This window comes from Halomonas ventosae, from assembly GCF_004361885.1.
GTDB classification, from domain to species: Bacteria; Pseudomonadota; Gammaproteobacteria; order Pseudomonadales; family Halomonadaceae; genus Halomonas; species Halomonas ventosae_C.
In genome coordinates this window covers 72147-84730 of the sequence record NZ_SNWH01000006.1, presented here as the reverse complement: position 1 = coordinate 84730, position 12584 = coordinate 72147, and the positions used below count along the sequence as shown (strand labels likewise).

The 12584-nt window shown below is 61.7% G+C and carries 11 protein-coding genes and 5 tRNA genes; 7 read left to right on the top strand and 9 right to left on the bottom strand.

The annotated features are described in order from the left end of the window. Positions 1-97: 97 nt before the first annotated feature. Positions 98-412: a high-potential iron-sulfur protein gene (locus DFO68_RS06665; RefSeq protein ID WP_133482893.1), complete on the top strand. Its 315-nt coding sequence runs from the start codon at positions 98-100 to the stop codon at positions 410-412. 76 nt (positions 413-488) lie between these two features. Here the strand turns inward: DFO68_RS06665 and DFO68_RS06660 are convergent, their stop codons facing one another. The 9 genes from DFO68_RS06660 to DFO68_RS06620 all read right to left on the bottom strand — a co-directional run bounded on the left by DFO68_RS06660 (position 489) and on the right by DFO68_RS06620 (position 7107). After that, positions 489-2042, bottom strand: coding sequence for a SpoVR family protein (locus DFO68_RS06660; protein ID WP_133482892.1), 1554 nt, complete (start codon positions 2040-2042; stop codon positions 489-491). Between the two features lie 30 nt (positions 2043-2072). After that, positions 2073-3359 (bottom strand): YeaH/YhbH family protein, encoded by a 1287-nt coding sequence (locus DFO68_RS06655; protein ID WP_133482891.1) that lies wholly within the window; start codon positions 3357-3359, stop codon positions 2073-2075. Positions 3360-3374: 15 nt separating this feature from the next. Then, positions 3375-5297 (bottom strand): PrkA family serine protein kinase, encoded by a 1923-nt coding sequence (locus tag DFO68_RS06650; protein ID WP_133482890.1) that lies wholly within the window; start codon positions 5295-5297, stop codon positions 3375-3377. A 456-nt stretch (positions 5298-5753) separates the two neighbouring features. Then, positions 5754-5830: transfer RNA gene (locus tag DFO68_RS06645), tRNA-Asp, on the bottom strand. A 3-nt stretch (positions 5831-5833) separates the two neighbouring features. Further along, positions 5834-5910 (bottom strand) — tRNA-Val (locus DFO68_RS06640). A gap of 39 nt (positions 5911-5949) precedes the next feature. Then, positions 5950-6026, bottom strand: a tRNA-Asp gene (locus DFO68_RS06635). 27 nt (positions 6027-6053) lie between these two features. Further along, positions 6054-6130: transfer RNA gene (locus tag DFO68_RS06630), tRNA-Asp, on the bottom strand. A gap of 42 nt (positions 6131-6172) precedes the next feature. Next, a tRNA-Val gene (locus DFO68_RS06625) sits at positions 6173-6248 on the bottom strand. A gap of 136 nt (positions 6249-6384) precedes the next feature. Continuing rightward, positions 6385-7107, bottom strand: a complete 723-nt coding sequence (locus DFO68_RS06620; protein ID WP_243726449.1) for an alpha/beta family hydrolase — start codon at positions 7105-7107, stop codon at positions 6385-6387. 163 nt (positions 7108-7270) lie between these two features. On the opposite strand from DFO68_RS06620, the gene ccoN reads away from it, so the two are divergent. The 6 genes from ccoN (at position 7271) to DFO68_RS06590 (ending at position 12558) form a co-directional block, all read left to right on the top strand. After that, positions 7271-8695 carry a cytochrome-c oxidase, cbb3-type subunit I gene (ccoN, locus tag DFO68_RS06615; RefSeq protein WP_133482889.1) on the top strand — a complete coding sequence of 475 codons (1425 nt, stop codon included), beginning with the start codon at positions 7271-7273 and terminating at the stop codon, positions 8693-8695. Between the two features lie 23 nt (positions 8696-8718). Next, complete coding sequence (ccoO, locus tag DFO68_RS06610; RefSeq protein ID WP_133482888.1) at positions 8719-9327, top strand: cytochrome-c oxidase, cbb3-type subunit II; 609 nt, start codon at positions 8719-8721, stop codon at positions 9325-9327. A gap of 2 nt (positions 9328-9329) precedes the next feature. Beyond that, complete coding sequence (locus DFO68_RS06605) at positions 9330-9542, top strand: cbb3-type cytochrome oxidase subunit 3 (RefSeq protein WP_133482887.1); 213 nt, start codon at positions 9330-9332, stop codon at positions 9540-9542. After that, positions 9539-10468 (top strand): cytochrome-c oxidase, cbb3-type subunit III, encoded by a 930-nt coding sequence (gene ccoP, locus DFO68_RS06600; RefSeq protein ID WP_133482886.1) that lies wholly within the window; start codon positions 9539-9541, stop codon positions 10466-10468. Before DFO68_RS06605 ends, ccoP begins: the two co-directional genes overlap by 4 nt. 144 nt (positions 10469-10612) lie before the next feature. Further along, on the top strand, positions 10613-12046 hold the full coding sequence (gene ccoG, locus DFO68_RS06595) for a cytochrome c oxidase accessory protein CcoG (protein ID WP_133482885.1): 1434 nt from the start codon (positions 10613-10615) through the stop codon (positions 12044-12046). After that, positions 12046-12558, top strand: a complete 513-nt coding sequence (locus DFO68_RS06590; protein WP_133482884.1) for a FixH family protein — start codon at positions 12046-12048, stop codon at positions 12556-12558. The genes ccoG and DFO68_RS06590 overlap by 1 nt, the downstream gene beginning before the upstream one ends. Positions 12559-12584: the final 26 nt, after the last annotated feature.

Below are 12584 nucleotides of genomic sequence, written 5' to 3'. Positions count from 1 at the left end.
CGAAGGTGGCCCAACCACCTGCCAAGAAGAAAACGGGGCAGGCAGAAGGAAATGCCAGCTGTACCGTCCAGACCCATCGTGATGACAAGGAGAGACCATGACCGACCATCGCCGTCGTGATTTTATGCGCAATAGCCTGTTGGGCCTTGCCGCCCTACCCTTGGGTGCAGGTGTCTTGTCAAAGAGCGCTTTCGCCCAGGAGCTGCCGCCCCTGGATCCGAACTCTGCCCAGGCCAAGGCTCTGAACTACGTCACGAATGCTAGCAACGCCAGTGACAACCCGGCCTACGAGCAAGGCGAACACTGCGCCAACTGCATGTTCTTCAAGGCCGAAAACCAAGGCTGCCAGCTGTTCCCGCAAAACAGCGTCAATCCTCAAGGTTGGTGTCAATCCTGGACCGCCAAAGCCTGAGCTGCTCTCGCCCTCACAGGAAGCAAGAGAAATTACGAGACCCGCGCCATGGCGCGGGTCTCGTCGTTAGAACGCCTCAGTCACGGCGCCGCTCCTCAGGCAGCGGCCAGTGGTAGCGGCGCACTACCTCCTCATCCTGCACCGACTCCAGCTGCACCGGAAAGCCCCATAGCTGGTAAAGGTGACGGATGACCGGATAGACGCTGCGCGCCAGCGGACGCCGGCTATCCTGGACGTGGCGCAAAGTCAGCGAACGATCGCCGCGAATGTCTGCCGAATAGACCTGGATGTTGGGCTCACGCAGCGCCAGGGCATACTGGGTGGCAAGCGACTCGCGGATGCGCCGATAGCCGCGCTCGTCATGGATCGCCGCCACCTCCAGCATCTCCTGCTGGTCGTCGTCGACCACCATGAACAGCTTGAGCTCACGAATCACCTTGGGCGATAGAAACTGCTGGATGAAGGATTCGTCCTTGAAGTTCTTCATGGCGAACTCAAGGGTCTCCCGCCAGTCGCTACCGGCGCTATCGGGGAACCACTGCCGGTCCTCCTCCGTCGGCGCTTCGCAGATGCGCCGCAGGTCGGTGAAGATGGCAAAGCCCAGCGCGTAGGGGTTGATGCCGCTGAAGTAGGGGCTGTCATAGGCCGGCTGGTTGACCACTGCGGTATGCGACTGCAGGAACTCCAGCATTAGCCCCTCGTCGACCAGACCCTCATCATAGAGCCGGTTCATCAGGGTGTAGTGCCAGAAGGTCGCCCAACCTTCGTTCATTACCTGGGTCTGGCGCTGAGGATAGAAATATTGCGCCAGCTTGCGCACGATACGCACCACCTCACGCTGCCAAGGAACCAGCAAGGGGGCATTCTTCTCGATGAAGTAGAGCAGGTTCTCCTGGGGCTCGGGGGGATAACGGCCGCCTTCGTGCAGACCCAGCGGGTCCTCCTCGTCGGCCATGCCGGGCAGGGCATCTTCTTCGCGCGGGCGCCCCGGGATAGTGCGCCACAGGGTGTTGACCTGGGCCTGGAGGTGCGCCTCACGCTCCTTCTGGCGCCGCGCCTCCTCGGCGGCGGAAACCGGCGAGGGGCGCTTGTAACGGTCGACGCCGTAGTTCTGCAGGGCGTGGCAGGCATCCAACAACTGCTCCACCGCGGCCACACCGTGGCGCTCCTCACATTCGCTGATGTACTTCCGCGCGAACACCAGGTAGTCGACGATGGACGAGGCATCCGTCCAGGTGCGGAACAGATAGTTGCCCTTGAAGAAGGAGTTGTGGCCATAGCAGGCGTGGGCCATGACCAGCACCTGCATCATCAGCGTGTTCTCCTCCATCAGGTAGGCGATACAGGGGTCGGAGTTAATCACCAGCTCGTAGGCAAGGCCCATCTGGCCGCGGCGATAGGCCTGCTCCACGGCCAGGAACTGCTTGCCGAAGGACCAGTGATGGTAGCCCACCGGCATGCCCACGCTGGCATAGGCATCCATCATCTGTTCGGTGGTGATGACTTCGATCTGGTTGGGATAGGTATCCAGGCGATATTCGTCGGCCAGGCGTGCAATCTCCTCCTCGAAGGCGTCAAGAATCTCGAAGTTCCAATCGGAACCGGTCGCGATAGGCGTACGTCGGGTCATACTGCCTCCTAAGGCCGCCTGCACTGGTGGTCAGCTGCTGGCAATGCGGCGCTTGAACAGCTCGCGGAAGACCGGATAGATGTCGCCGGCCTCGACGATCTGGCGCATGGCGAAACGCTCGGCGTACTCGGCCGCCACACGCTCATACTCCTCCCACAGCGCCTGGTGGGCATGCGGAGTGATTTCCACGTAGGTGAAATATTGCAACCGCGGCATCAGGCGCTCGACGAGCAGCTTGCGGCAGGTAATGGAGTCGTCGTCCCAGTTGTCGCCGTCGGAGGCCTGCGCCACGTAGAGGTTCCACTGCCCCGGCGGGTAGCGCGCCTCGATGATCTCCTCGACTAGCGTCAGGGCACTGGAGACGATGGTACCGCCGGTCTCGCGAGAGTAGAAGAACTCCTCCTCATCGACCTCCTTGGCCGCGGTATGGTGGCGCACGAAGACCAGCTCAAGCTTCTCGTAGTTACGCTCGAGGAAGAGGTAAAGCAGCAGGAAGAAGCGCTTGGCGATGTCCTTGTGAGCCTGGGTCATGGAGCCCGAGACGTCCATTACGCAAAACATCACCGCCTTGCTCGAGGGTTGCGGCTGGTCGACCAGGTTGTTGTAGCGCAGGTCGTAGGTATCGATGAAAGGCACCGCCTCCAGACGCTTCTCCAGACGTTCGATCTCCGCTTTGAGCTCGGTGATGCGCGCCGGATTGCGCAGCACCGGATCCTTGCGCTCCTCCTCGGCCAGCGCCTCCATGGCCTCGCGCAGGGCGCGGCGAATTGGCGCCCGCATGGCGATGCGCCGGGCATGGGCCTCGCGCATGGAACGCACGATGTTAATACGCGCCGGCACCCCCTCCCTCGAAAGCCCGGCACGCACCGGTCGCACCTCATCAAGGTCCACCAGGTTCTTGCGCTCCAGGTGGGGCAACTCGAGGCCATCGAAGACGAAGTCGAGGAACTCCTCGCGACTCAGGGTGAAGGCGAACTCGTCCATGCCCTCGCCCTGGTTGGAAGCAGCGCCCTCCCCGGCGCCATCACCACCGCCCCCGGCGCCTGGGCGGCGCAGCCGGTCGCCCTCGACGAACTCCTTGTTACCCGGCGCAACGATACTGCGCTTGCCGCCCGGGCCATGCTGGAAGACCGGTTCGGAGATGTCCCGTGCAGGAATCGAGACCTTCTCGCCACGCTCCATGTCGGTGATCGAACGGCGGCTCACCGCCTCCTCGACCGAGCGCTTGATATGGGTGCGGTAGCGGTCGAGGAAGCGCTGGCGGTTGACCGCGCTCTTGTGCTTGGCATTGGCTCGACGATCAATAAAATAAGTCATGGTGACCTCCTCGGCCTACTGCGACTTGCGTACCCGCAGATACCACTCGGAGAGCAGGCGCACCTGCTTCTCGGTGTAGCCGCGATCGACCATGCGCGCCACAAAGTCCTCGTGCTTCTTCTGGTCTGTCGACGAAGCCTTGGCGTTGAAGGAGATCACCGGCAGCAGCTCCTCGGTGTTGGCGAACATCTTGTGTTCGATCACCCCGCGCAGCTTCTCGTAGGATTGCCAGCTGGGATTCATGCCATTGTTCTGGGCACGCGCCCGCAGCACGAAGTTGACCACCTCGTGGCGAAAGTCCTTGGGGTTGGAGATGCCGGCCGGCTTCTCGATCTTCTCTAACTCCTCGTTGAGGGCCTGACGGTCGAGGAACTCACCGGTCTCGGGATCGCGATACTCCTGATCCTGAATCCAGAAGTCAGCGTAGGTGACGTAACGGTCGAAGATATTCTGGCCGTACTCGGAGTACGACTCGAGATAGGCCGTCTGGATCTCCTTGCCGATGAAGTCGACGTAACGCGGGGCCAGGAACTCCTTGATGAAGCGCAGATAGCGCTCGAAGGTCTCCCGGGGAAGCTGCTCCTGTTCAAGGCGCTGCTCGAGCACATACAGCAGATGCACCGGGTTGGCTGCCACCTCGTGGTTGTCGAAGTTGAACACCTTGGAGAGGATCTTGAAGGCGAAGCGCGTCGACAACCCCTCCATGCCCTCGTCGACCCCGGCGGCATCGCGGTACTCCTGGATCGACTTGGCCTTGGGGTCTGTATCCTTGAGGTTCTCGCCGTCATAGACCCGCATCTTGGAGTAGATGCTCGAGTTCTCCGGCTCCTTGAGTCGCGAGAGTACCGCGAACTGCGCCAGCATGCGCAGGGTATCCGGCGCGCAGGGCGCCTCGGCCAGCGAGGAGTGCTCGAGCAGTTTGCGATAGATGTTGATCTCCTCGCTGACCCGCAGGCAATAGGGCACCTTGACGATGTAGACCCGGTCGAGGAAGGCCTCGTTATTGCGATTGTTGCGAAAGGTCTGCCACTCGCTCTCGTTGGAGTGGGCCAGCACCACGCCATCGAAGGGGATCGCCCCCATGCCCTCAGTGGGGTTGTAGTTGCCCTCCTGAGTCGCCGTCAGCAGCGGATGCAGCACCTTGATCGGTGCCTTGAACATCTCGACGAACTCCATCAGCCCCTGATTGGCTCGACACAGCCCGCCGGAAAAGCTGTAGGCATCCGGGTCATCCTGGGAGTAGAGCTCGAGCTGGCGGATGTCGACCTTGCCGACCAGGGAGGAGATATCCTGATTGTTCTCGTCGCCAGGCTCGGTCTTGGAGATAGCGATCTGGTTGAGCCGCGAGGGATAAAGGCGCACCACGCGGAACCGGGAAATATCGCCGCCGTATTCCTTGAGGCGCTTGGCAGCCCAGGGCGACATCACGCTCTTCAAGTAGCGCCGGGGGATGCCGTACTCCTTCTCCAGCAGCTCGCCATCCTCCTCCGGGGAAAATAGCCCCAGCGGCGACTCGTAGACCGGCGAGTTCTTGATGGCATAGAAGGGCACCTTCTCCATCAGCAGCTTGAGCCGCTCGGCCAGGGATGACTTGCCGCCGCCCACCGGGCCAAGCAGATAGAGGATCTGCTTGCGCTCCTCGAGCCCCTGGGCGGCATGGCGGAAATAGGCCACGATCTGCTCGATGGCCTCCTCCATGCCGTAGAACTCGGCAAAAGCGGGGTAACGGCGAATCACCTTGTTGGAGAAGATGCGTGACAACCGCGAATCCTTCGCGGTATCGATCACCTCTGGCTCGCCGATGGCCTCCAGCATTCGCTCAGCTGCCGTGGCATAGGCCACGGGCTCCCGACGACAGAGTTCCAGGTACTCCTGCAGGCTCATCTCTTCCTGCTGGACGCGAGAGAAGCGGTTCTGCACATGATCGAAGATACTCATCGATGCCCTCCTGTATGCCCGGTTCCCCGATCAGTCGACAAGGGAATGACAGACCGGGGGAGTGGGTCTCATCAGCGTAGACAGCATCAGCGCAAACGGTTTGCCTCACCAATCAACGCAGCCGAGCCCTATTCCCTGAGAACCCGGAGAGCGCCGCTCGGTTCATCAGAAATAGCCGGGGACTAAACGCTGCAACGATGCCACGCTCGGGAGCAAGGCGGCCGAAGTTTGCCCAGACAGGCAGGAGGGCCGATACGACGGCCATTCACCATGCTTCAGCGCCATGCCGCCAGCCGCGTGAAACAGCGGCGAGTCTCGCATCTTCGCTGAGGTGAAAAATCTTCAACGCCTATGAAAAAAGCGCAGCTGAACGCCTTGGGCTAAAACAAGACAGCCCCTAAAATGAGACAGCCCCGAGACCTGAAGGGTCTCGGGGCTGGAAAAGTGGTCTGCAGATGGCGGACCGGACGGGATTCGAACCCGCGACCTCCGGCGTGACAGGCCGGCATTCTAACCGACTGAACTACCGGTCCGCATGGTGGGTGATACCGGACTCGAACCAGTGACCCCCAGCATGTGAGGCTGGTGCTCTAACCAACTGAGCTAATCACCCACGCGTTACTGCAAGTTTGCTGCTGTCGTCATGCCATCGTGGCGGACCGGACGGGACTCGAACCCGCGACCTCCGGCGTGACAGGCCGGCATTCTAACCGACTGAACTACCGGTCCACAAGATGACTGCAACGGGGAGCACGATGGCGGACCGGACGGGACTCGAACCCGCGACCTCCGGCGTGACAGGCCGGCATTCTAACCAACTGAACTACCGGTCCGCTGCGTGCTTGCTGCGACATGATCGGGCATCGCCTGGACGATGGTGGGTGGTACAGGGTTCGAACCTGTGACCCCCAGCTTGTAAGGCTGGTGCTCTCCCAGCTGAGCTAACCACCCCCGGTCACGTGGCGCTGCATTCTACAGGGGTGCCGACTGATGTCAACGCTTTTCGCATCGCCCGGAACCGCTTTCCGAAAGCCAAGAACCTTCGCCCTTTCATCGACTTGCCAGTATCGCACGCGATACGCGCGTTTCAGGGGTGGGCTGCCATAAAGGCGACGATCGCCGCTGCCGCCTCGTCGATCAGCTGCGCCTGGGTGCTGCCCCCGGCGCGGCGCGGTTTCCAGTCATGGTCGCCCTCCTCGAGCCAATGAAACCGCACCGACCCGGGAAGCGCATAGCCTGCCACCTCGTCACGGCTCCCGAAGGGATCGCGCGCGCCCTGCACCACCAGGGTCGGACATGCCAGCAGCGGCCAGTGAGCAAGGCGCAGACGTTCGGGCTTACCGGGCGGATGGAAGGGATAGCCGCACAGCACCAGGCCACGGGCAGTATCACGAGCCGCCAGCAGACTGGCGACTCGCCCACCCAGCGATTTGCCACCAAACCAAGGTTTCGGAAGGTCCGTATGCGACACACTGTCGCACCATTGCGCCAATTCCTCGACCAGACGATCAACCTGCGGCGGCGGTCGCCGTCGCCCCTCACGGCGCATCTGCTGCAGGTAGGCGAACTCGAAGGCCAGGGTCTGAACGCCCTCTCCGGCCAGGGCATGACGCAAGCCTCGCAGCATGGGCGAATCCTGTCCGGCACCGGCGCCGTGGGTCATCAGCAACCGGCCAATGCGGCATTCTCCGCGCACCTCCAGAGGCCCGAGCCCGGCGATATTCCAGCTACCGGTTTCGCCAAGCTTCAGCAATCGGCGCAGCGCCTCGGGTGTGATAATCGGCAAATCCCAACCAAATGAGTCTGACAATCCATGCCTCCTCGAGTTCACGAATCAATCCATTGGTGTGTTCAGCTTACGGCATACCTGCGCTAGAATCAGGATTGGTTATCGACCTGTATCATCCTGTGGAGGTCGCGCCGGGTCACAAAGGCCTCGGCAACCCCCAAACCGCGTTCGATGGGAACCTGACATGAGCACAGCATTTGAACACCCGACCTACAACTACAAGGTAGTTCGGCAGTTCGCGATCATGACGGTGGTGTGGGGCATCGTGGGTATGGCCCTTGGTGTCATCATCGCCTCGCAACTGGTCTGGCCGGAACTCAACCTTGGACTGCCGTGGACGAGCTTCGGTCGCCTGCGTCCGCTCCACACCAACGCCGTGATCTTCGCCTTTGGTGGCTCGGCACTCTTTGCGACCTCCTACTACGTCGTCCAGCGTACCTGCCAGGTGCGCCTGTTCTCGGACAAGCTGGCAGCCTTCACCTTCTGGGGCTGGCAGGCGGTCATCCTGTCCGCGGTCGTCACCCTGCCGCTGGGTTACACCAGCACCAAGGAGTATGCCGAGCTGGAGTGGCCGATCGATATCCTGCTGGCCGTGGTGTGGATCAGCTATGCCATCGTTTTCCTGGGGACCATCAAGCTGCGCAAGACGTCCCATATCTACGTGGCCAACTGGTTCTTCGCGGCCTTCATCATCACCGTGGCCGTGTTGCACATCGTCAACAGCGCCTCCCTCCCGGTCACCGCAACCTTCTCCGTCTCCATCTATGCCGGGGCCATCGATGCCATGGTGCAATGGTGGTACGGCCACAACGCGGTGGGCTTCTTCCTGACCGCGGGCTTCCTGGGGATGATGTACTACTTTGTGCCCAAGCAGGCCGAGCGCCCGGTCTATTCCTACCGTCTGTCCATCGTCCACTTCTGGGCGCTGATCATGGTCTACATGTGGGCTGGCCCACACCACCTACACTACACCGCCCTGCCCGACTGGACCCAGTCGCTGGGCATGGTGTTGTCAATCATCCTGCTGGCCCCCTCCTGGGGCGGCATGATCAACGGCATGATGACGCTCTCGGGGGCCTGGCATAAGCTGCGTACCGACCCGACCCTGCGTTTCCTGGTGGTTGCCCTGTCCTTCTACGGGATGTCCACCTTCGAGGGACCGATGATGGCGGTGAAGACCGTCAACGCCCTGTCCCACTATACCGACTGGACCATCGGTCACGTGCATGCCGGCGCCCTGGGCTGGGTGGCGATGATTACCATCGGCTCCATGTACCACCTGATCCCGCGGCTGTTCGGGCGTACCGAGATGTACTCGGTGGGCATGATCGCGACACACTTCTGGCTGGCCACCGTGGGTACCGTGCTCTACATCGCATCCATGTGGGTCAACGGCATCCTGCAGGGCCTGATGTGGCGCGCCGTGAATCCCGACGGCACCCTGATGTACACCTTCGTCGAGGCCGTGCAGGCCAGCGGCCCAGGCTACATCGTGCGCTTGATCGGTGGCCTGTGCTGGGTGACTGGCATGCTGATCATGGCCGCCAACGTCTTCATGACCATACGCCGCGGTGAAGGCGCCCGTCAGCCGCTTCCGCAGACTGCCTGAGCCAACCAGGGAACGAGACACCAATGAGACACGCGATAGTCGAAAAGAATGTCGGCCTGCTTGCCATACTGATCCTGGTGGTAATCAGTTTCGGGGGCCTGGCCGAGATCGTGCCGCTATTCTTCCAGAAGCAAACGACGGAACCCGTCAAGGGTCTCGAGCCCCTATCTGCCCTGCAACTGGCGGGTCGCGGCATCTACCGCCGTGAGGGCTGCGTGGGCTGCCACTCGCAGATGGTACGTCCCTTCCGGGCCGAGACGGAACGCTACGGGCACTACAGCGTGGCCGGCGAATCGGTCTACGACCACAACTTCCTGTGGGGCTCCAAGCGCACCGGCCCGGATCTGGCCCGCGTGGGCGGCCGCTACAGCGATGACTGGCACCGCGCCCACCTCTACAACCCCCGGGACGTGGTGCCGGAATCGGTGATGCCCGCCTATCCCTGGTTGTTCGAGAACACCCTGAGCGGTGAGCGTATCGCCGGCGAGATGCGCACCATGCAGAGGCTGGGCGTGCCCTACACCGACGAGCAGATCGCCAGCGCCAGCGAGGCCGTGAGGGGCCAGCGGGAGATCACCGCCCTGATCGCCTACCTGCAGCAGCTGGGTACCGTGCTCAAGGATTCACGCTGACCATGGAGAACGGGACCGTCAATGGCGTGATCATCATCCTGCTGATCATCGCCTTCGTGGGACTCACCCTGTGGGCCTACTCGAAGCGACGCAAGCCGGACTTCGACGAAGCGGCCAATCTGCCCTTCGCCGACGAGGATGAACAGCCGAACCGTGACCAGAAAGCCTCCGCCGAGGCCGATTCCCGACACGACAAGGGAGAGAGGAACACATGAACAATCTTTGGGGTGACTCCCTTTCCAGCTTCTGGAGTACCTGGATCATCGTCATCACGCTGAGCACCATCGGGATTGCCTTCTGGCTGCTGTTTGCCAATCGCAAGACCGACAAGGCCCCGGATGCCGGAGGCAACGTCGAAACCACCGGCCATGCCGCCGACGAGATCGAGGAGTATGACAATCCACTGCCCCGCTGGTGGTTCCAGCTCTATATTGCCACCGTGATCTTCTCGCTGGGCTACCTGCTGCTCTACCCGGGTCTTGGCAACTTCTCTGGCCTGCTGGGCTGGAGCCAGGAGAAGCAGTGGCAGGAGGAAGTGGCACGTGCTGAGGAACGCTTTGCCCCGATCTTTACCCAGTACCAGGAGGTGCCGATCCCCAAGCTTTCCCAGGACGGCGAGGCCATGCAGGTAGCCGAGCGCATCTTCCTCAATAACTGCGCCGTCTGCCATGGTTCCAATGCCAAGGGTGGCTATGGCTTCCCCAACCTCACCGACGATGCCTGGCTGTATGGAGGTGCACCGGAGAACATCGTCCAGACCCTTACCAACGGCCGCAACGGCCTGATGCCCTCCTGGCAGCAGCTGGGTAGCGAGAACATCGAAAACGTCACCCAATATGTGCTTTCGCTCTCCGGCAAGGCCGAGGATCCCGAACGGGCCAAGAAAGGGGCAGCGGTCTTTGCTTCGGTGTGTGCCGCCTGCCACACCCCCAATGGCACCGGCAATCAGGCAATAGGGGCACCCAACCTGACCGATGAAGCCTGGCTCTACCAGGCCCCGGGACAGACGCTGGCCGACTCGATACGCCAGACCCTGCGCAACGGCCGCAACGGCCAAATGCCGGCCCAAGCTGCCTACATCGGCGAGGACAAGGTTCATCTCGTCGCGGCCTACGTCTACAGCCTGAGCCGCCAGCAGTGAGGCATCGGCCATCGGCTTGAAAGAACTTGAAAGAAAAGGGTGCGGCCTCCGGTCGCACTCTTTCTCGTTGTACGGCCACCCCGATACAATAGGCTCATCTGCAGTGGCCTCGACCCTGCCCTGCTTGCCAGCCGTGAGCCTGCCATGAGCAACAAGATACCGACCCGTGATGTCACCCCGGAGGCCGTGGGACATCACACGCCCCACGAAACGGCCACCCAGCATATGTACGCCAGTCGGCGCCACCTCTATGTGCGTGAGATCAAGGGCTTCTTCCAGCGCTTGCGTCGCACTTCGAACTGGGCGCTGATGCTGACCTTCCTGCTGTTGCCCTGGGTGCCCTGGGGTGATCGCCCAGCCATCTGGTTCGACCTCCCCGGTCGCGAGTTCCATATCTTCTCGGCGACCTTCTATCCCCAGGAGTTCATGCTGCTCTCCTGGCTGCTGATCATCTGTGCCTTCGGCCTGTTCTTCATCACGGTTTTCGCCGGTCGCGTCTGGTGCGGCTATACCTGCCCCCAGAGCGTCTGGACCTTCCTGTTCATCTGGGTCGAGCATCGCCTGGAGGGGTCGCGCAACCGCCGTATCAAGCTCGACAAGCAACCAATGAATGCCGACAAGCTAAGGCGCAAGGCTGCCAAACACGCCATCTGGCTGCTGATCGCCCTGGCCACCGGCGTGACTTTCGTAGGCTATTTCACTCCCATCCGCGACCTGGTGGTGGAGCTGCCCACCCTCGAGGCCCATGGCTGGTCCTACTTCTGGGTCGGTTTCTTCGTGGTCTTCACCTACCTCAATGCCGGCTGGCTGCGCGAGCAGGTGTGCATCTACATGTGCCCTTATGCCCGCTTCCAGTCGGTAATGTTCGACCGTGACACGTTGATCGTCTCCTATGACAGTGCCCGCGGCGAGCCACGCGGCCCCCGCAAGAAGAGCCTCAGCCATGCTCAGGCTCGCGAGGCAGGCTATGGCGACTGTATCGACTGCGAGCTTTGTGTGCAGGTCTGCCCCACAGGCATCGACATCCGTGACGGCCTGCAGTACGAGTGCATCACCTGTGCCGCCTGCATCGATGCCTGCGACAGCGTGATGGACAAGATGAACTATCCTCGCGGCCTGATCCGCTACACCACCGAGAATGCCCTGGAAGGCAAGCCGACGCATATCCTGCGCCCCCGTCTAATAGGTTATCTGGCCGTCCTGCTGGCGATGATCGCTGCCTTCACCTGGGCGGTGGCGGACCGCACACCACTCGGCCTCGACGTCGAGCGTGAGCGCAACCAGCTGTTCCAAATGGCAGCTGACGGCCGTATCAGCAATGTCTACACCCTCACCGTACGCAATCTGGACAATCAACAGCATGACTATCGGCTAAAGGCCTCGGGCCTGCCAGGCTTGACCCTGGACACCCATGAGGTCAGCGTGCCTGCCGGCGAGTCGCGCCAGCTGGTTATCCAGGCCAGCGTGCCCCCGGAGGCCATCGACCGTCCCAGCGCCGATATCGTCCTGCGACTGGAAGCGCTCGATGCGGACATCGCCATCGAGCGGGAAAGCCGCTTCATAGGAGAGACGCGCTGATGAGTGCGGAGCCCGAGTTCATTCCGCCCTGGTACAAACAGTTCTGGCCCTGGTTTCTGATCAGTCTGCTGGCCTCATCGGTAATCTTCAGCATCGTCTATCTGATCCTGTCGATCCATTTCTACGATGGCACGGTGGAACAGGACTACTACAAGCAGGGCCTGGCCATCAACAAGCAACTGGCCAAGCAGGAACATGCCCGCGAGCTGGGGCTCGAAGCGGTGATGCATGCCGACCCTCTCACCGGCGACATTGTCGTCGACCTGCAAGGGGATCGCCGACCGGCGCGCCTCTTTCTGAAGTTGATCTTTCCCACCGAGAGCAGCCGCGACCGCTCGCTGATTCTGGAACATGTCCGCAACGGGCGCTATGTGACCATGATCGACACACCGCTGAACTACCGTTGGTACCTTCACCTTCAGCCCACGCAAGGGCAGGATGCCGAATGGCGGCTGACGGGTGAGGCGCACTTTCCGACAGACGGTGGGATCACGCTCTCCCCCGGAATCTAGATGACCGCATTGCCGACAACCGCTGC